This window comes from Streptomyces sp. NBC_01276, assembly GCF_041435355.1.
GTDB lineage: Bacteria > Actinomycetota > Actinomycetes > Streptomycetales > Streptomycetaceae > Streptomyces.
In genome coordinates this window covers 7,335,605-7,354,054 of sequence record NZ_CP108442.1, presented here as the reverse complement: position 1 = coordinate 7,354,054, position 18,450 = coordinate 7,335,605, and the positions used below count along the sequence as shown (strand labels likewise).

The following is an 18,450-nucleotide window of genomic DNA, read 5'->3' as shown; positions in this document are numbered from 1 at the left end:
CCATGCCCGGAGTCCGCCCGACGCTGCACCAGCGCTTCGACGACGTGGCACGGCGTTTCCCCGACGCCACGGCCCTCGTCGACGACGAAGGCCCGATGTCGTACGCCGAACTACGCGCCGCCTGCGGCGAAACGGCCGACGCGCTCGCCTCCTTGTGTACGGACGGGGACCGGCTGATCGCCGCCCGCCTCGGCCGCGGCAGATCGGCCCCCGTCGCGTTCCTCGGCATCCTCGGCAGCGGCCGGGGCTACCTGCCCGTCGACCCCGCCTATCCGCGGGAACGCCGGAACTTCCTGCTCGATGACAGCGGGGCCCGGCTCGTCGTCACCGACGGCCCGCTGGAGGACGGCGAGTCCCCACTGGCCGAGGTGGGCGGACTCACCATCGCGGCCCGCTCCGGCCGGCCGGACCGCCGCCACGGCGGGCTCCCGGCCGCGATCGCCTACGTCATCTACACCTCCGGGTCCACCGGTACGCCCAAGGGGTGCGTCGTCGGTCACGCACAAGTGCTCGCGCTCCTGGACGCCTGCGCGACCGTGTTCTCCTTCCACCCGGGCGACGTCTGGACGGTGACCCACTCCTTCAGCTTCGACTTCAGCGTCTGGGAGCTCTGGGGTGCCCTGCTGAGCGGCGGCACCGCCGTGCTCGTCCCGCCGGACGTGGCCCGCGACCCCGATGCCTTCACCCGTCTCCTGCTCTCGCAGCGGGTCACGGTCCTGAGCCAGACACCGTCCATGTTCGGCTTCCTGGTCGGACAGCTGGGCCGGGTCCGCCAGTGCCTCCCCCGTCTTCGCCACGTCGTGCTCGGTGGCGAGGCCGTCAACCTCCAGGACGCTGTGACCTGGCTCGATGCGGAAATGGCGCCGAACGCAAGGCTCGTCAACATGTACGGGATCACCGAGACCACCGTGCACGTCACGCATGCGGAGCTCGACGCCCACGCGTGCCGCGCCGCGGAACCCGGTCGTACGCCCATCGGACGGCCGCTCCCCCACCTCGACGTCTCGTTGCGGGACGCGGCGGGCAGCCCGGTGCCCGACGGGACTCCCGGCGAGATCTGGGTGGCCGGAACCGGCGTCACGTCCGGCTACCTGGGACGGCCCGAGCTCACCGACGAGCGGTTCGTGGTGGAACTTTCCAACGGAGAGCCGGTCCGCCACTACCGCAGCGGGGACTGGGCGGTCCGCGAGGAGGACGGAACCCTCCAGTACATCGGCCGGATGGACGGCCAGGTCAAGCTGCGGGGACACCGCGTGGAACTCGCGGAGGTGGAGGCCGCGCTCGCCTCACTCGAAGGGGTGCACGGCGCCGCCTGTGCGACGCGGACGAACCGGGCGGGGCAGAGCGTCCTCGTGGCCTACCTCGTCACATCCGCGGGCGCCGGACTGGAGCCGCGACGGCTGCGCGCACACCTCGACACCCTGCTTCCGGCCCACCTGCACCCCCACCGGTTCCAGCGGGTCCGGGGCCTTCCGGTCACGGCGAACGGCAAGCTCGACCGCGCCGTCCTGCACGCCCTTCCCGTGCTGGACTGGGCCCCCTCCCCGGCGAGGCACGCATGAGCTCCCCCCTCGTCGTCGTGTACGACCGCGGTGCGGCCAACGTCAGCGAGATCGCCGCGTCGCTCACCAAGGTGGCGCCCCTCGTCTTCGTGACCCGGCACGGATCCGAGCACGCCGAGCCGCTGCTCCCGCTCCTGCGCGACATGGGAGAGGTCGTCACGTTCCGGCACGCGCCCGGGGAGGTCGCCGGCCGGCTGAAGGCGATCGGCCCCGGTGGCATCACCACGTTCAGCGAGGCCATGCTGAACGACACGGCCGAACTGGCGGCCGGGCTCGGCCTGCCCTTTCACAGCCGGGAGACGGTACGTCTGCTCACCGACAAGTTCCTCCAGCGTCGGCGGCTGAACGAAAGCGGCACCGCCGGCGTCGCCGGATCGCTGCTGACCCGGCCGCAGGACTGGCCCGATGCCGTCCGGCGCGTGGGCCTGCCGGCCGTCGTCAAGCCCGCACGCGGCGAAGGAAGCCGCAACACGTACCGGGTCGACGACCCCACCGAGGGACTCGGGCTCGTCACCGGGCTGCTGAACACCGAATCGGCCCTCGTCCTTGAGCAGTTCCTGGAGGGGAGGCCGTCCGCCCCGTACGGCGACTACGTGTCCGTGGAGAGCGTCACCTCCCGCGGAGTGGTCTCCCACATCGCCGTCACCGGCAAGTTCCCGCTGCTCCCGCCGTTCAGGGAAACCGGCCAGTTCTGGCCGGCCGCCCTGCCCGAGGTGGAGCAGCGTCGCCTGCGGGACCTCGCCTCGGAGGCTATCGCGTCCCTCGGCATCACCACCGGCATCACCCACACCGAGATCAAGCTCACCGGCAGCGGCCCCCGGGTCATCGAGGTGAACGGCCGGCTGGGCGGCTACATCAACGAGCTGTCCCTCCGCGCGGCGGGGCTCGACCTCGTCGAGCTGGCCGGGCGCGTGGCGCTCGGCGAGTCCGTCGCGCCGCCTCCGGTGACGCACGACCGGGTCGTGTTCCAGTACTCGAACCCGGCACCCCCCTACCCCTGCCGGTTCGATTCCGTCACCGGCCGGCGGGGCCTGCGCGCCACCCCGGGTATCACCGGCTATCGCGCCTGGACCCGGCCCGGCACGTCCATCGGGGGCGGGGCGATGACCCATGACCTGGACCTGGTCCTGGGGGAGGCACGGGACCACGCGCTGATGTTCGGGGTCCTGGACGAAGCCCTGCGCCACCTCACCTTCACCTTCACTCCCGATGCGTGCGCGGCACCGGTGCGGATCACCGCACCCGAACTCCCCGCCCTCGGACCTCCGTCGGAGTGCTAGGCCTCCTCTGCGCGCCGGTGGACGGCGTCCAGGGCGGTCAGTTCCGCTTCCGTCAGGCGCAGGGCTCCGGCGGCCACGTTGGCGGTGAGGTGGTCGGGGTTGCCCGTGCCGGGGATGGCGAGGACGTGCGGGCCCCGCTGCAGGGTCCAGGCCAGCCGGACCTGTGCGGGGCTCGCGTCGTGCGCACGGGCCACGGCGAGCAGTTCCTCGCCCTCCGTGCCGCTCGCGCCGCCCTCGCGGCCGGTGGTGGCGATCGAGTAGAAGGGCACGAAGGCGATCCCCTCCTCGCCGCAGAAGCGGACGAACTCGTCCTGGTCGGGACGCATCCCGACGCCGTACGGGTTCTGCACGCACACCACCGGGGCCACGGACCGGGCCTCCGCGAGCTGTTCGGGGGTGACGTTGGAGACGCCGAGGTTCCGGATGAGGCCGGCCTCGCGCAGCTCCGCCAGCACTCCGAAGCGCTCGGCGACGGAGGCGCTGCCGCCCGGGATCCCGGACACGCGCAGGTTCACCAAGTCGAGGTGGTCGCGGCCGAGCTGGCGGAGGTTCTCCTCGACCTGGCCGCGCAGGCCGTCGGGGCCGGCGTGCTCCACCCACTCCCCCGACGCCCCGCGGGCGGGGCCGACCTTGGTGGCGATGACCAGGTCCTCGGGGTAGGGGCCGCCGAGGGCGCTGTTGATCAGCTCGTTGGCGGAGCGGAGCGGGGAGAAGTAGAAGGCGGCGGTGTCGATGTGGTTGACGCCGAGTTCGACGGCGCGGCGCAGGACCGCCAGGGCCCGGTCCCGGTCGCTGGAGGCGGCACCGGCGTGCAGGGCCGCACCGTTCTGGGGGATGCGCATCGCTCCGAAGCCGATGCGGTTCACCTCCAGGTCGCCGAGCTTCCAGGTCCCCGACGCCGCGGCGGTGATCGTTTCAGTGGTCATGCAGGAATGATCCACCAGCCGGTACGCTCACGGCCACGGATTGGGGCATGTGTGAATCCATCGGAAGGCAGGGGCGTCTTGATGCGGCGCGAGGGGCCGGACGCTCCTGTCAGGCTGGCGTTCTCCGCCGGCGACCTGGCGCAGATGCGCTTCGCCGTCTCCCCGATGTGGGAGGTCGGGACGAGCATGCGGCTGCTGAGGTCCGGCGCCGTCCATCCCGTGCACGGCCGGTGGACGGCACAGGTCCGGCCGCGGCTGGCGGCGGCCGGGCTGGACCGGGGCCTGCTGGCCGAACTGGTCGCACCGAAGGGCTTCGTGCCGGACTTCCTGAACCCCGCGCCCGACGGGCCCGCCCCCGCCCTGGCGCAGGAGCTGGACCGCGTCAGGAGCGCGCCCGCGGCCGCGGTGCGCCGGGACCTGGACCGGCTGGCCCGGGAGCAGGGGCGGCTCGGTCCCCGGTCGCGGGCCCTGTACGCGGATCCGCAGGGGCGGCTGGCCCGGGTGGCGGAGGAGGTCGAGCAGTACTGGGAGCTGGCTCTGGGCCCGTACTGGGCGCAGATCCGCACCGTGCTCGACGCAGACGTCTTCCACCGGTCCCGGCAGGTGGCCGAGGAGGGCGCCGCCCGTCTCCTGAACGGCCTGCACTCCTCGCTGAGCTGGTCCGACAACGCGCTGCGGCTGGCGCTGCGGCAGCGTTCCCTGTCCCGCAGGACGGCGGGGTCCGGGCTGGTGCTGATCCCGTCGGCCTTCACCGGGCCGGTGCCACTGACCCGGGTGGCGCCGCCGGAGCCGCCGCAACTGGCCTACCCGGCGCGGGGTACCGGCGCGCTGTGGGCGTCCCGCCCGGCCGTCGCCGGCGCCGCCCTGGCCGCCGTGCTCGGCCGTTCGCGGGCCCGGCTGCTGGCGGAGCTGGACACTCCGGCCTCCACCACGGAGCTGGCGGCCCGTACGGGGCTCTCGCCGGGCGGGGTGTCCCAGTACCTGACGGCCCTGCGTGACGCGGGCCTGGTCAGCGCCCACCGCGCGGGCCGCTCGGTCCTCTACGCCCGTACGGCGGTGGGCCAGTCCCTGCTCACGGCGGGCTCCGCCTGAAGGTTGCGCATTCACCCACCCCGGTGGACCACGGAGCGTTAGGGTCGGCAACGCACAGCGTCGCCCCGGCGGCCGAGGGCAGGCCGGGGCCGGGGAGGAAGAGGCCGCTTTGAGTGGTGGGCAGACAAAACTGGCCGAGCACCCGGTGCTGGTCGTCATCGGCGTCATCGCCACGATCATCGGCGCGGTGGCGGCGGGCAAGGACCTGTTCTCCTCGGAGGATCCGCCGCCCAGGGCCTCCGCCGCGGCTCCGGCCGTCCCGGGGCCCGCGTCGACGCCGGACGGCACGGGCGACACGCCCACGCCCACGCCGTCGCCGTCGCCGACGCCGACGCGCACGGACGAACCCGGGCCGGGCGCGGAGCCCGAGGATCCGGAGTCCGGGGGCTCACTGCCGGAGTCCCGTACCTCGGCGCCCGCGGCCGTCGGCGTACCGAGCGCCAAGGCCCAGCCCCCCGCCCACGCGGGCCCCCTGCTCGTGCGCATCGACATGGGCACGGGCGGGAAGGTCGGGCCGAGCACCTATCGGGCGCGGTCCACGCCCGGCGCCGACACCTACGTCCAGGACTCGGGGGGCCGCCTGGACCGGGGCTGCTACGTCCAGTGGACGCTCAAGCGCGGTGGCGAGGTGGTGCAGCTCGCGCGCAGCGAGCGGTGCAGGCCGCCGAGCATCACGCTGTTCAACTTCGACAGCGGCAGCCTGCGGGAGGTCGGTTCCTACACCCTGACGGCCGACGTCACCACCGACTGGAACCAGACGGCGAGCGCCACGGTCACGTTCGAGGTCGTCCCCCGGTAGCATGGAGTAGACACTGTCTACTCGAACTGGTAGACAGTGTCCATGGATGAGAGCCCGCTGCGCGAGCGGCTGATCGACGTCGGCGTGGAGATGGTCACGGCGGAGGGGACCGCCGCCCTCGGGCTGCGGGAGATCGCCCGGCGGGCCGGGGTGTCGCACGGCGCTCCCCGGCGGTACTTCCCCACCCACCAGTCCCTGCTGTCGGCCATCGCCCGGCGCGGGTTCGCCGATCTCGGGGCCCGCTTCGCGGCGGCCGGCGCCGGGCAGGCCACCCCGAGGGAGCGGGTGCGGGCGCTGGCGACGACATACGTGGCCTACGCCCTGGAGCAGCGCGGGATGTTCGAGCTGATGTTCCGCCACGACCTGCTGGACAGCACCGGGCAGGAGGGCTCCGACGGGCCGCGGCTGCGGGAATCGACGCGGCCGCTGTTCGCCATGCTCGTCGGGCTCGTGTCCCGCTGCGGTGCGGCCGATCCGCAGGTCACGGCCGCCGCGCTGTGGGCGAACCTGCACGGGGTGGCCCAGCTGTGGGGGGCGGGCAGCCTGCCCCTGGTGCTCGGGGCCGGTACGGACACGGGGGTCCGCGTCGCCCGGCTCGTCGGCGCCGCGCTCGACGCGCATCTCGGTCCGGAGCCCTCGTGAGGCCGTCGATCGCGCTGGCGGCCAGCGCGGCCGGGGCGGCCCTCGTGGCCCTCGACGGCACGGTGCTGATCGTGGTGCAGCCCGCCCTGCGCCGCGATCTGGGGGCGAGCGCCGCCCAGGTGCAGTGGACCAGCACCGCCTACCTGCTCGCCGTCGCCGCCTTCCTGGTGATCGCCGGACGGCTCGGGGACCGGTACGGGCACCCCCGGCTGCTGCTGACGGGCTCGCTCGGCTTCGCCGCCGCCTCGGCGGGGATCGCACTGGCTCCCGGAGTCGGCTGGGTGATCGCGCTGCGCGCCGTCCAGGGCCTGTTCGGGGCGCTGTTGCAGCCCGCCACGCTGGCCCTGCTGCGGGTCGCGTACCCACGGGAGCGGCTGGGGTCGGCGGTCGCCGTGCGGACCGGGACGATCGCGGTGGCCGCGGCGGCGGGGCCGCTGATCGGCGGGGTCCTGGTCGCGCGGGCGGACTGGCGGTCGGTGTTCGTGCTCAACGTGCCCGTGGCGCTGGCCGTCGCGGTGCTGACGTCGGCCCTGCGGGTCCCGCCGCCCGCGCGCGCCGACGCCGGTGCCGGCCGGCTGGGGACGGCTGCGCCCGCCCTGCTCGCGGCGGCGCTCGGGGCCTGCGTGTACGCGCTGTCCGGCGTACCGGAGCACGGCTGGACGGGGGCGCCCACGCTGCTCGGTTCCGCGGCGGCCGCGGGGCTCGGGGCGCTGTTCGTCCGGGTCGAGCGGCGCGGGAAGCGGCCGCTGGTGCCGGCGGCGGTGGCCCGGTCGAGGCCGGTGGCGGCGTCGATGGCACTGCTGATGGCGGTCTCCGCCGGGATGTTCGGGGCTCTGTTCACGGCCACGTTCCTGCTCCAGGACGTACGGGGGCTCGGCCCGCTGGAGACCGGCGTGCGGGTCCTGCCGCTGACCGCGCTGATGGTGGCCGGGGCGCCGGTGGCGGCCCGGGCCGTACGCCGGTACGGGGCGCGGGCGACGGCGCTGACCGGGACGGGGCTGGTGGTGGCCGGGATCGCCGGCCTGGGCTCGGGCGGGCCCGTGGCGTTCGGGGTGCTGGGCGCGGGGTTCACCGCGGTGATGGTCACGGCCACCGGGACGGTGGTCGGGGAAGCTCCGCCCGGGTACGCGGGGGTGGTGGGCGGACTCAAGCAGACGGCCGCGAACGTCGGCCCGTCGCTGGGGATCGCGGTCGCCGCGGGCGCCGGAGCGGCGGGCACGGGGCCGGACGCGGGACCGGCGCTGCCGGTGCTGGCCGGGCTGGCCGCCGTGGGGCTGGCCGCGGCGGCGCTGCTGCCGGGCCGGACACCCGTGGGGGAGGTGTCCGACCCGGCTGGGGTCACGGGGTGAGGTTCCGGCGCCGGAGGGGCGTCACGGCGTGAGGGTCCAGCGCTGGGCGGGGGTGCCGGCGCAGGCGGCGCGGGTGAGGGCGGTGCCGTCGGCGGTGCCGGATCCGGCCGGGGTCAGGCACTGGCCGCCCGTACGGAGACTGCCGTCCGGGCCGGGCTGCCAGCTCTGGCCGGGCGTGCCGGCGCAGGTCTGGACGGTGACCGCGGCGGGGTCGGTGCCGTCGAGGCAGACCCCGGCGAGGCCGGTGAGGCGGCCGTCCGGCTGGAGGGTCCAGCGCTGGTTCGGACCGCCGTGGCAGGTGTACAGGGTGGGCCGTGTCCCGGGGGCGGTGGCGCTGTGCGGGAGGTCCAGACAGCTCGTGGAGGCGGAGTTGACGAGGGTGGCGTCAGCGGGGAAGGGCGTCGGCCGGCCGGTGAGGGTGAGTTCGGCGGCGCTGGTCCACGGGCCGCGCCCGCCCGCTTCGGTCAGGGCCCGCAGGCGCAGGTAGCGGCCCGTCCTGGGGGCGAGGGGGACGGTTTTGGCGGCCGGGGTGTCCGCCAACGTGCCGGCGGCGGCCGGGGTGCCCCAGTCGGCGGTGGTGTCGGAGACGTAGACCTCGTACCCGCCGATCCGGCCGTTGACCCCGCCGTCCTGCCGCGGGAGGTAGCCGAGGGAGTCGACGGTGTACCGGGCACCGAGGTCGAGGCGGATCTCGTGCGGGAGGGCCGCCGGCTTGCCGGAGGACCAGGCCGTGTGCCAGATCGTGGACGGGTCGCCGTCGAAGGCGTTGCGGGCCGCGCCGTTCTCGGCGGCGGTCTCCTGGCTGTCGGCGGAGACCAGGCTCCAGGCCGTCTGCGGGATCGGCGCGGAGCCGGCGGGGACCGGGTCGGCCGCGGGGACGGCGGTACCGGTGGCGGTCACGGTGAACGCGCCGCTCTTCGTGCCCGTCTTGACCCACAGGACCCCGGAGCGGTCGGCGGGGTCGAAGAACCAGCCGGTGGCGGCCGAGTCGTAGGCGGCCTTCGACCCGAGGCGGGACAGTGCGCTCCCGTCCACGGTGAGCGCCGCGGGGGCGGAGGCCACGTGGAGGGTGAACTCGTAGCCCCGCGAGGCCGGTTGTCCGGCGTAGGAGCCGGCGGGCGCGCCGACGGAGACGGTGACCGTGCCGGAGCCGGTGGTGGGCGCGGTGACGTCCACGCGCTGGCGGGCGTAGGCGCCGGACTCGAACGCACGGGTGCGGCCGTCGTCCTCGTAGAGGCTGAAGGTGGAGTTCCCGCGCGGGTGGACGTCGTAGGTGAGGGTGGAGACGGGCTTCTCCCCCGTGTGGTTCATCTGCGGCCACATCGGGACGACGGCGCCGCCCTTGACGAACAGCGGGAGCGTGTCGAGGGGGGCCTGGTAGCCGTTCAGCCAGCCCGGTCCGGCGTACGTCCTGCCGGTCCAGTAGTCGGTCCAGGTCCCTGCGGGCAGGTAGATGCCGTCGCGGACGGAGGTGTCGGAGACGACGGGGGCGACGAGGAAGGAGTCCCCGGCCATGAACTGGCCGCTGGTGAGGTTCCCGCGGGCGACCGGGTCGTCGGGGTACTCCAGGACCATGGCGCGCGTGCTGGGGACGCCGGTGTCGTGGGCGGCCCGGCTCATCGTGTAGAGGTAGGGCATCAGCCGCATCTTGAGCTGGAGGTACTTGCGGTTGACGGACAGGTACGGCTCGGCGAAGCGCCAGGGCTGCTTGTCCTGGTAGCCGGCCGACGGGTTGACGGCGCCCCAGCCCGACATGGTCATGAAGGCGGGGGTGAAGGCCTTCCACTGCAGGTCGCGGACGTAGGTCTTGGGGCTGCCGCCGAAGATGCCGTCGACGTCGCCGGAGGCGTAGTTGAGGGCGGACAGGCCCGCTCCGGCGATGGCGGGGACGTGCCAGCGCATGGCGTCCCAGGTGCCGCTGGTGTCACCGGTCCAGACGACGGCGTTGCGCTGGGTACCGGCCCAGCCGTCGACGGTCCACACGTAGCGGCGGGCGTCGGAGTTCTTCTCGATGCCGTCGACGGCCTGCTGGACTCCGTTGAAGGCGTACTTGTAGCCGCCGCCGATCCAGGCCACGTCGGTCTTGACGCCCCGGCTGCCGGCCGTGCCCACCTCGTCGGCGATGGAGCCCAGGCCGGTGGAGGTCCACAGGCCGGTCTGGAAGCCCTTCGCCTTCAGGGCGTCGACGGTGGACTTCAGGGGGGCCGTATAACCGCAGCCGTAGCCGTCGTTGGGCAGGAACCAGCCCGACGGCATGTCGGCCGCGCGGGCGTCGGCGGCATAGCCGGCCACGTCGGCGGTCGTCTGGTGGCGGAGGCGGTTGTGGTCGCCCTGGTAGTCCGGGTTCGAGGCGTTGAAGCAGTCGGCGTTGCCGAGCTCGAAGCCCCAGGCCGGGGCCAGGAAGGGTTTGCCGCTCACGTCGGTGTACGCGTCGAGGACCGACTTGAGGGAGTCGCCGGTGAAGTACCAGGCGTCGAAGCGGTTCTCGTCGTGGGTCAGGGTGGTGGGGGCGTCGAAGGCGTACGAGCCCGGGGCCCAGGTGTTGCGCATGACGCCGTAGCGGTTGGTGGACATGTAGAAGGGGGCGGGGCTGGCGTTGTCGTTCTCGCGCCACTTGTTGTCGACGGCGACCGGGACGGTCTTGCCGCGCAGTGCCCACTCGCCGAGGCGCAGCCCGGTGCCGTAGAACTGCTCGTCGGCGCCGCGGGCCAGGTACTGGGTCGTGTGGCCGCCGCCCCAGCTGGTGGGCTGGGTCTCCTCCCAGACGGGCGTGGAGTCGTCGGCGCGGAAGACGGAGAAGCGCAGGGGCGATTTGTTGACGTGGATGGACAGGCCGCCGGTGGTGATCCGGTAGTACGTGCCCGCGTCGGTGGAGGTCGCGGCGACGGGGCCGAAGTCGGTGGTGGGAGCGAGGTCGGAGCCGGCCGGGTCGTCGGAGAAGGAGCCGTCGGGGGACAGCCAGAGCCGGAAGATGTCGGCGCGGGCGACGACCACGCGGGCCTTCGCGCCGCTGGTGGTGCTGACGGTGAAGGTGCCGCCCGCCTGCGCGAGGCCGGTGACGGAACCGGCCGTGGACACCGGGGCGGCGGGCGCCGGTGCGGCCGCGGCGCGGGCGGTGGCGGGACCGGCGGCGGCGAGTCCGGCGATCGCGAGGGCCGCGGCGAGCACGGCCGCGAGCGGGGACCTGCGGGCGGGGCGGGCGGGGCGGCGGGGCTGGGGTGGCGGGTCGATGACACTCATCGGGCAGCTCCTCGTGCGGTCCGGGTCGCGGACACACCGCTTTGGCATGCTCTCGGCAAGATAGCCGAGAGCAGTGGCCTTTTTGAAGGAAGTTGCTCGAAGTGGTCTCCATGCACGCAGTTTTGAGCATGTGACACCACGGCCCGGGCCGGGGAGCCGTAGCGGCGGCTTCCCGGCCCGGGCCGTGGCGCGGTCTCAGGCGGCGGTGACGCGGATCTTGGACTGGCCGTGGCCGAGCTTCTCCCAGTCGTCCATGAACCGGGCCTTGAGGCCGTGCCCGGCGGCCAGGTCGACGAGGGTCTGGGTGCGGTAGTAGAAGTCCTCGCGCAGGACCTGGTGCTCGGCGCCCTCGGTACGGTCGAAGGTGAAGTCGAACCGGCCGCCCGGCGCCAGGACCCGTTCCACGTGGGCGAGGCACTCGTCGATGATCGACAGCGGCGAGTGGGAGAACACGCTGTGCGCGTGCACCACGTCGAAGTGGCGGTCGGGCAGGAAGTCGAGGGTCAGGTCCTGGGTGATGGTCAGGTGCGGCAACTTGGCCTGAAGTCCCCGGTCCGTCAGCGTGCGCTTGGCGGCGATGAGGATGTCGGGCGAGATGTCTATGCCGTAGTAGTGGCCCGTTTCCAGGTGGTCGATGAAGCGCCAGCCCGCCCGCAGGTTCCCGCACCCGATGTCGAGCATCCGGTGGCGCGGGGCGAGCCCGTGCTCCAGGAGGTAGTCGAACTGCATCTTCCCGAGGGCCAGCCAGCGGTCGTGGGTCTGGCTGCCGACCGCGGCCTCCGGGTTGCGACCGGTGTCGGAGGCCATGACCGCCCGGTAGTAGCCCACGTGGTCGGGGTGCTTGAAGCGCAGCCAGCTGTCGCGCGCGGCACGCCTGACGTACGGCGCGATGCGGGTCGGGTTGCTCAGCGCGTAACGGACCTTGTGGCCGACGCTCGCGCGGTCGGCGGTGAGGTTCTTCTTCGTTGCCATGAGGGGTCCCCCTGGGATGCGGGCGGAAGGCGAACTGGACGGTGCGGGGTGGTACGGGGTGGTACGGGGTGGTACGGGGTGGTACGGGGTGGTACGGGGTGGTACGGGGTGGTACGGGGTGGTACGGGGTGGTACGGGGTGGTACGGGGCCGCCGCCGCTGCGGGTCGGGCCGCGGCGGCCGTCAGGCGAGGCGGCGGCGCAGCAGGGCGACGGTGAGCGCGAGGAGCAGGGCGGCGGCGCCCGCGTAGAGGGCCGTGTCGATCCACTGGAACGTCCAGAAGTCGCCGCTGGGGTAGACCTTGTGGTACCGGGCGACGAAGTCGTGCTCGGCCATGCACTGCCGCAGTTCCTCCCCCGAGGTCTGGCAGACGTTCCAGATGGAGTGCTCGCGCCCGTCGGGCGTCAGGTAGCCGAACTCCCCGGTGGACCAGGCGCTTCCGACGGGCCGCTTGGGCGTCATGCCCGGGGTGATCCGGGTCTCGGGGTCGATCCAGCTGCGGCGGAAGTAGGTCACGAACGCCATGACCGTGCCGATCGCCAGCAGGGCCGCGCCCATGGCGGGCAGTACCCGGCGCACCAGCAGTCCCGCGAGGGTGCCGACGGTGAGCGCGAAGAGGGCGCAGGCCACGGAGGCCGGGCCGGTGGCGTTGTAGATGGAGGGGTCGTGCCAGTACGGCCCGTCGAGGGTGTTGGCGATGGGGGCCCACCACCAGGCGACGAGGGCCGCGATGACCGTCGAGGCGAGCAGGGTGAAGAGCGCCGCGAGACCGAAGCGGGCGGCGAACCAGCGGCGCGGGCCGACCCCTTGGGTGAGGGCCGGCTTGATCGTGCCGGTCTCCAGCTCCCGGCCGATGAGCGGAGCGCCCCAGAACACGCCGATGAGGGCGGGCAGTGCGAGCCCGAGGGTGCCGAGCGCGCGGATCCCGGTGGAGTTGCCGTCCATGATCTGGAAGGTGGCGGGGCTCTCGCAGCCGCCGTTCCAGCCCGGACAGGGCACCCATCCGGTGGCGTCGATCAGCGACATCATCTCGGAGCGCCGGTAGACCACCCAGGCCGCGCAGGCGACCAGCACGGCGGCGCCCGCCAGGATCATCGGCCGCTGCTGGCGCCAGGCCAGCCAGAGGACGCCCTTCACGCGGCGGCCTCCTCGGTGGTCGGGGCGGTGGTCACGGGGGTCGCGGGGGTCGCGGCGCCGCGGAGGTGTGCGAGCAACAGGGTTTCCAGGGAGGGGGTTTCGACGATCCAGCGCTCATCGGTCCCCGCGGGCAGCGGGGCGCCGGGCGCCGTACGGACGAGGGCGGTGACCTGACGGCCGCTGACGGCGGAATGCACGACCGCGCCGCGGTCGAAGGCACGTGGCAGTCCGTCCTTCTCCATCGGGTCGGCGCGCCCGGTGAGCCAGGCGTGCCCGTCGCAGAGCTCCTGGATGTCACCCGACAGGCGGGGGACGCCGCCCTTGAGGAGGAGCACGCGGTCGCAGACCTCGTCCAGTTCGGCCAGGACGTGCGAGGACATCACGATGGTCGTGCCCCGCTCGGCGGCCTCGGCCATGAGCAGGGACATCACCTCGTGACGGGCGAGCGGGTCGAGGTCGGCGAGCGGCTCGTCCAGCAGGAGCAGATCGGCGCGCTTGCCGAGGACCAGGGCCAGGGCGACCCTGGTGCGGTTGCCGCCGGACAGGGCGCCGACGCGGGCGTTCAGGGGGATGTCCCCGGAGCGTACGAGGCGTTCGGCGACGGCCTGGTCCCAGCGGCCCGGGTTCAGCATGCGGCCCAGGCGCAGGGTGTCGGCGACGGTGAAGCGGGCGTGCAGCGGCTTCTCCTGCGCGAGGAACGCGGTGCGGTGGCGGGCCACGGCGGTGCCGGGGGCGTGGCCGAAGACGTGTATCCGCCCGCTGTCGGGGCGGAGCAGCCCGGCACCGAGCTGGAGCAGGGTGCTCTTGCCGGCCCCGTTGGGGCCGACGAGTGCGGTGATGTGCCCGGCGGGCAGTTCGACGTCGCACGCGTGCAGGGCCGGCCGGCCTCCGTACGCCCGTCCGAGCCGGGTTGCCCGTAGTGCCGGCGCGTGGGTCGGATCGCTCACGCCGTGTCCTCTCTCGACGGTCCGGGCCGGGGCCCGGAGTTGTTGAAGCTGTCCTCCACGGCGGCCGTGATGAGCGCCGTGATGTCCTCCCGGTCCAGGCCCGCCTCGCGCGCCCGGACCATCCAGGCGGCCAGGGCGGTGCGCAGCGGGGAGTCCGCCGCCGCCTCGGGGCGGGACAGGGACCGGCGTACGAAGGTGCCCGCGCCGGGACGGGGCTCCACGAGCCCTTCGCGCTCCAGCTCCCGGTACGCCTTGAGGACGGTGTTGGGATTGATCGCGGTGGCCGCGACCACTTCACGGGCTGTCGGCAGCCGGTCCCCCGGTTCCAGCACGCCCAGGCGCAGCGCCTGCTTCACCTGGGTCACGAGCTGCAGGTAGGTGGCGACGCCGCTGCGCCGGTCGACCCGGAACTCCATACCTCCACCTCATTCCACTAACACGTTAGTGGAATAGTGCAGAGTCATCGCGGGCGCGTCAAACCGGATGCCGAAGGGAGCGGCGGAGGCGGGAGTATGACCGAACGGTCACAGGTTCGAACCGGGGGAACGCGCAGGGTGCGCGGCACATCTAGGTGATCGGCGGGCCGGCCTGCGGCCGCGCCGATGGTGATGACGACTACGGCGAGAACCGGCCGGGCCGGGTGTGAGCAGCAAGGTGGGGCGCTGGATGAAGGCGGAGACGGTGACGGAGCGGACGGACCCGGAGGGCGTGCCGGGTGCCCTGCGGGCGGCTGAGGGGGACGGTGTGACCGAACCCGGCGCCCTTCGGGAAACTCCGGACGGAACCCCGGCGGACCCCGCCGGGGCCACCGATACCGATACCGATACCGATACCCGTGCGGATGCGGATGCGGATGCGGAGGAGGCCGGTACCGGCCCCACCTCCGACTCCGCCGCGCCGCGGACAGAGGGAGCCGACCCGTCGCAGGAGACCTCCGGGCGACGTCCGGAGCGGGACGGCGTCGACGGCGGAGACGCGGCAGCCGCGAAGTCCGACGGGGCCTCTGCCGAGGGCGACCCCGCCGAAGGGAAGCCCTCCGCCACCGGGAGGCCGGCCCCTTCCTGGGCCAGGACCGGGACGAAGGAATCCGCTCCCGCCCCGCGTGGGGGTTCGGCGTCGGATGACGAGGCGAACCCCGCGACGACCGCCGCCGAAGGCGCCCCCGAGGACCGGCAGTCCGAGGGGCCCGGCACGGCGGACCCCCAGCACCCGGACGCGAAGACGGCCCCCGCACGGGACGCCGACGGCGACACCGATGCCGACGCCGCGCCCGCCATGAGCGACCCCGAGGACCAGGAGCCCACCGGGTCCCGGGACCCGGACGCCACGGCCGCCACCGCCCCGCAGGGCGACGGCCCGGCCGATCCGCGGTCCCCGGCAGCGTCGACGGCCGGGGCCCCCGACGACGCGAAGGACACCTCGGCCACCCCCACCCGACCGGAACACGGCGACAGCGACAGCGACAGCGACAGCGACAGCGACAGCGACAGCGACAGCGACAGCGACAGCGACAGCGACAGCGACACAAACGAGCCCGCGGACCAGCCGGCGGAGAAGCCCGCCGCCGGGAAGTCCACCCCGCCCGGCAACGTGGACTCCGCGGCGGACTCCGCCGAGGAAGCCTCCGCCCGCCCCGCGCGGGACACGGAGGACGACGGCCCGGAGGCACCCGAGGGCGACGGTCCCAGCACGGCCGACGGGCCGCGGAAGCCGGCCGCGGCAGGCGCCACCGCAGCCGCCGCCGCCCCCGCCGCGCCCGGTGCCGCCGGCGGACCCCGGACGAAGGGCGACGGGACCGGCGTCGCTCCCGCCCGCCGGGCCGACGGTGACGAGGAGAGCGACGCCGAGCGGACCAGTCGGTTCGTCGCGCTCAAGGAGCTCGACGGCGGGGCGGCGCCCGCGCCCGAGGCCGTCGAGCCGCCCCGGCCGCAGCCCCCCGCCTGGCCGGAGGTGACGCGGGAGGCGCCGCTGCCCCCGCTCGAACTGCTGGCCGAGCTGACCAACACCGCTCCCCCGCCGGAGACCCCCCGCCGCACCCTCACCCGCCGGGTCAAGGTGTGGACGCCGCTCGTGCTGCTGCTGGGCGCCGTCGCCGTCGCCGCGCAGCTGGTGCGCCCGCTGCCCGCCCCGATGCTGGCGGGCGGCGAGTCCTCGTACACCCTGGAGGGAACCACCACGATCCCGTGGCCGGCCAAGGGCCAGGGTGCCGTCCGGCTGCCCGGCTCCGGTGACGTCGCCACCTTCGGCGAGCAGAAGCCGATGCCGACGGCCAGCGTGGCGAAGGTGATGACGGCGTACGTGATCCTCAAGGGCCACCCCCTGCGCAAGAACGACGCCGGCCCCCGTATCGAGGTGGACGCGGCGGCCGCGGCCGAAGGAAACGCCCTGGACCAGTCCCGCATCAAGGGGCTCACGGCCGGGACGAAGTACAGCCAGCTGGACATGCTCAAGATGCTGATGATCCCGTCGGGCAACAACATCGCCCGCCTGCTGGCCCGTTGGGACACCGGCTCCACCACCACGGACGCCTTCGTCGCGAAGATGAACGCCGCCGCGAAGGAGCTCGGGATGAAGGACACCACGTACACGGATCCCAGCGGCCTGGACGCCGCCACCGTCAGTACCGCCGCCGACCAGCTGAAGCTCGCCGAGGCGGCGATGAAGGACGAGGTGTTCCGCGCGGTGGTCGCCCTGCCGCAGGAAACCATCCCGGGTCTGTCCGAGCCGCTCCTCAACAACAACGCCAGCCTGCTCCTCGACCGCGACCTGAGCGTCAAGGGCATCAAGACCGGTTCGAGCACCCCCGCAGGCGGCACCCTGATGTGGGCCGCGTACAAGACGGTCGGGACGCAGACCCAACTGATCCTCGGCACCATGATGGACCAGCACGTGGACGGGCCGGACCCGGAGGCCCGGCGGAGCCTGGAGCTGGTGAAGGAGAACAGCGGCAAGGTCATCGGGGCCGTCCGCGCCGCGCTCGCCGAGGCCCCCGCCGTGCGCAAGGGGCAGACGGTGGGCTACGTCGACGACGGGCTCGGCGGCCGCACCCCGCTGGTGGCCACGAAGGACCTCTCCGTGATCGGCGTACCGGGGCAGCGACTGAAGCTCTCGCTCGGCGCGGGCGGCAAGTCCCTGCCGCACGAGGCGAAGGCGGGCACCGAGGTCGGTGTGCTGACGGTCGGCGACGGGGAGGGCGCGAGGAGCGTCCCGGTGGCCGTGGGCAAGGACCTGGCGGAGCCGTCGTTCGGCACGCGGGTGACCCGGCTGTCCTGACGGCACGGCCCTCGTGGTTGCATGGCGGGATGGACGTCCGGCGCCGTGAACCCCGTGACCTCGGCGCGTGCGCACGCGTGCTAGCCGAGGTCCACCGCAGCGACGGCTATCCCGTGGACTGGCCGGAGCGGCCCGAGCGGTGGCTGTCACCGCCGGCGCTCCTCGACGCCTGGGTGGCCGGGCACGACGGGACGACGGCCGGTCATGTGGCGCTCTCCCGCAGCCGGCCGGACGATGCCGCGCCCGCGCTGTGGTGCCGGCGGTCCGGCGCACCCGTGGAGGCAGTGGCCGTGGTCGGCCGGCTCTTCGTCGCCCCGGCCGCGCGGGGTCTGGGGGCCGGCGCCCTGCTGTTGGGGCGGGCCGTGCGCGAGGCGCGGGCGCGCGGACTGCGTCCCGTGCTCGACGTACTGGCCTCCGACACGGCGGCCGTCGCCCTCTACGACCGCCTCGGCTGGAGCCCGCTGGGAAGCGTCGAGCAGCACTGGGGCCCCGGGCGCACGGTGACCGTGCGGTGCTACGCCGCCCCCGCGTGAGGGACGCCGCTACGCGTTCGCGATGACCAGCAGGGTGCGGGCCGCCGAGCCGCCCTCCGGCAGCGAGCAGCGGTGCGGCAGGTCGCCCCGGTGGTGGGCGCTCCGGCCCGCTCGCAGCAACAAGGGCTCCTCGCCCTCGACTTCGAGCAGGACCTCGCCCTCCAGTACGTAGAGGAAGTCCTCGCCGGGGTGCGCGAACCAGCCGCGCTCGCCCCGGCCGGGCTCGAAGTGGTGCTCGTAGGCCTCCATCAGGCCGCTGCGTCCGCCCGGGATGAGCACCCGCGCCACCTGTCCGGCGGCCTCGCTCACCCGGATCACCTGCGGGTCGCTCTCGTGGCTGACGACTCCGGGGCGCTCCGGGGGGCGCAGGAAGGTACCGGGCGTGACGTCGAGCGCCTCGGCGATGCGGTAGATCGAGCTCAGGCTGGGGGTGGCCAGTCCGCGTTCCAGCTGGCTGAGGAAGGGCTGGGAGAGGCCCGAGCGGGTGGCGAGCGCGGCCATGGACACGCGGCGCGCGGTGCGGCACTCGCGGATCGCCCGGCCGACCTCCAGCGCTTCGGGTGTGGGTTCGGGTCGAGACACGCAGGTGAACGTATCCCATCGCCCGCACGGGCCCGGGTGGACCCGGACGGTTTCACACCGCCGCAACACCCCGTTGATAAGCGTGGTCAATTATTGACCTCACTTATTAACACCCCC

15 protein-coding genes are annotated in these 18,450 nt (G+C 73.9%); 8 read left to right on the top strand and 7 right to left on the bottom strand.

Going from position 1 to position 18,450, the window contains the following annotated elements:
* Positions 1 to 2: 2 nt before the first annotated feature.
* Together OG295_RS33075 and OG295_RS33070 are read left to right on the top strand one after the other, a co-directional pair.
* A complete protein-coding gene (locus tag OG295_RS33075; RefSeq protein WP_371680299.1) occupies positions 3 to 1,562 on the top strand; it encodes an amino acid adenylation domain-containing protein in 1,560 nt (519 codons plus the stop codon).
* Entirely contained in the window at positions 1,559 to 2,842 is a 1,284-nt protein-coding gene (locus tag OG295_RS33070) for an acetyl-CoA carboxylase biotin carboxylase subunit family protein (RefSeq protein WP_371680298.1), read from the top strand. Before OG295_RS33075 ends, OG295_RS33070 begins: the two co-directional genes overlap by 4 nt.
* On the opposite strand, the gene OG295_RS33065 is transcribed toward OG295_RS33070, so the two are convergent.
* A complete protein-coding gene (locus tag OG295_RS33065) occupies positions 2,839 to 3,768 on the bottom strand; it encodes an oxidoreductase (protein ID WP_371680297.1) in 930 nt (309 codons plus the stop codon). The genes OG295_RS33070 and OG295_RS33065 overlap by 4 nt on opposite strands.
* A gap of 81 nt (positions 3,769 to 3,849) precedes the next feature.
* On the opposite strand from OG295_RS33065, the gene OG295_RS33060 reads away from it, so the two are divergent.
* The 4 genes from OG295_RS33060 to OG295_RS33045 all read left to right on the top strand — a co-directional run bounded on the left by OG295_RS33060 (position 3,850) and on the right by OG295_RS33045 (position 7,650).
* Positions 3,850 to 4,860 carry a DUF5937 family protein gene (locus OG295_RS33060; RefSeq protein ID WP_371680296.1) on the top strand — a complete coding sequence of 337 codons (1,011 nt, stop codon included), beginning with the start codon at positions 3,850 to 3,852 and terminating at the stop codon, positions 4,858 to 4,860.
* Between the two features lie 109 nt (positions 4,861 to 4,969).
* Positions 4,970 to 5,659, top strand: a complete 690-nt coding sequence (locus OG295_RS33055) for a hypothetical protein (RefSeq protein WP_371680295.1) — start codon at positions 4,970 to 4,972, stop codon at positions 5,657 to 5,659.
* Positions 5,660 to 5,701: 42 nt separating this feature from the next.
* On the top strand, positions 5,702 to 6,301 hold the full coding sequence (locus OG295_RS33050) for a TetR/AcrR family transcriptional regulator (protein WP_371680294.1): 600 nt from the start codon (positions 5,702 to 5,704) through the stop codon (positions 6,299 to 6,301).
* Positions 6,298 to 7,650, top strand: a complete 1,353-nt coding sequence (locus tag OG295_RS33045) for an MFS transporter (RefSeq protein ID WP_371680293.1) — start codon at positions 6,298 to 6,300, stop codon at positions 7,648 to 7,650. The genes OG295_RS33050 and OG295_RS33045 overlap by 4 nt, the downstream gene beginning before the upstream one ends.
* A gap of 21 nt (positions 7,651 to 7,671) precedes the next feature.
* Here OG295_RS33045 and OG295_RS33040 read toward each other — a convergent pair whose 3' ends face one another.
* The 5 genes from OG295_RS33040 to OG295_RS33020 form a co-directional block, all read right to left on the bottom strand.
* Positions 7,672 to 10,890 carry a TIM-barrel domain-containing protein gene (locus OG295_RS33040; protein WP_371680292.1) on the bottom strand — a complete coding sequence of 1,073 codons (3,219 nt, stop codon included), beginning with the start codon at positions 10,888 to 10,890 and terminating at the stop codon, positions 7,672 to 7,674.
* Positions 10,891 to 11,085: 195 nt separating this feature from the next.
* Entirely contained in the window at positions 11,086 to 11,862 is a 777-nt protein-coding gene (locus OG295_RS33035) for a class I SAM-dependent methyltransferase (RefSeq protein WP_371680291.1), read from the bottom strand.
* A 182-nt stretch (positions 11,863 to 12,044) separates the two neighbouring features.
* A complete protein-coding gene (locus OG295_RS33030) occupies positions 12,045 to 12,998 on the bottom strand; it encodes an ABC transporter permease (RefSeq protein ID WP_371680290.1) in 954 nt (317 codons plus the stop codon).
* Positions 12,995 to 13,945, bottom strand: a complete 951-nt coding sequence (locus OG295_RS33025) for an ABC transporter ATP-binding protein (protein WP_371680289.1) — start codon at positions 13,943 to 13,945, stop codon at positions 12,995 to 12,997. Before OG295_RS33025 ends, OG295_RS33030 begins: the two co-directional genes overlap by 4 nt.
* Positions 13,942 to 14,361, bottom strand: coding sequence for a GntR family transcriptional regulator (locus tag OG295_RS33020; RefSeq protein WP_266836529.1), 420 nt, complete (start codon positions 14,359 to 14,361; stop codon positions 13,942 to 13,944). Before OG295_RS33020 ends, OG295_RS33025 begins: the two co-directional genes overlap by 4 nt.
* Before the next feature lie 250 nt (positions 14,362 to 14,611).
* On the opposite strand from OG295_RS33020, the gene OG295_RS33015 reads away from it, so the two are divergent.
* Positions 14,612 to 17,218 (top strand): serine hydrolase, encoded by a 2,607-nt coding sequence (locus OG295_RS33015; RefSeq protein ID WP_371680288.1) that lies wholly within the window; start codon positions 14,612 to 14,614, stop codon positions 17,216 to 17,218.
* A 29-nt stretch (positions 17,219 to 17,247) separates the two neighbouring features.
* On the top strand, positions 17,248 to 17,751 hold the full coding sequence (locus OG295_RS33010) for a GNAT family N-acetyltransferase (protein WP_371680287.1): 504 nt from the start codon (positions 17,248 to 17,250) through the stop codon (positions 17,749 to 17,751).
* Positions 17,752 to 17,760: 9 nt separating this feature from the next.
* Here OG295_RS33010 and OG295_RS33005 read toward each other — a convergent pair whose 3' ends face one another.
* The gene (locus OG295_RS33005; RefSeq protein WP_371680286.1) at positions 17,761 to 18,333 is read right to left on the bottom strand and encodes a helix-turn-helix domain-containing protein; all 573 of its coding nucleotides are present in this window, start codon (positions 18,331 to 18,333) and stop codon (positions 17,761 to 17,763) included.
* Between the last annotated feature and the right edge of the window lie 117 nt (positions 18,334 to 18,450).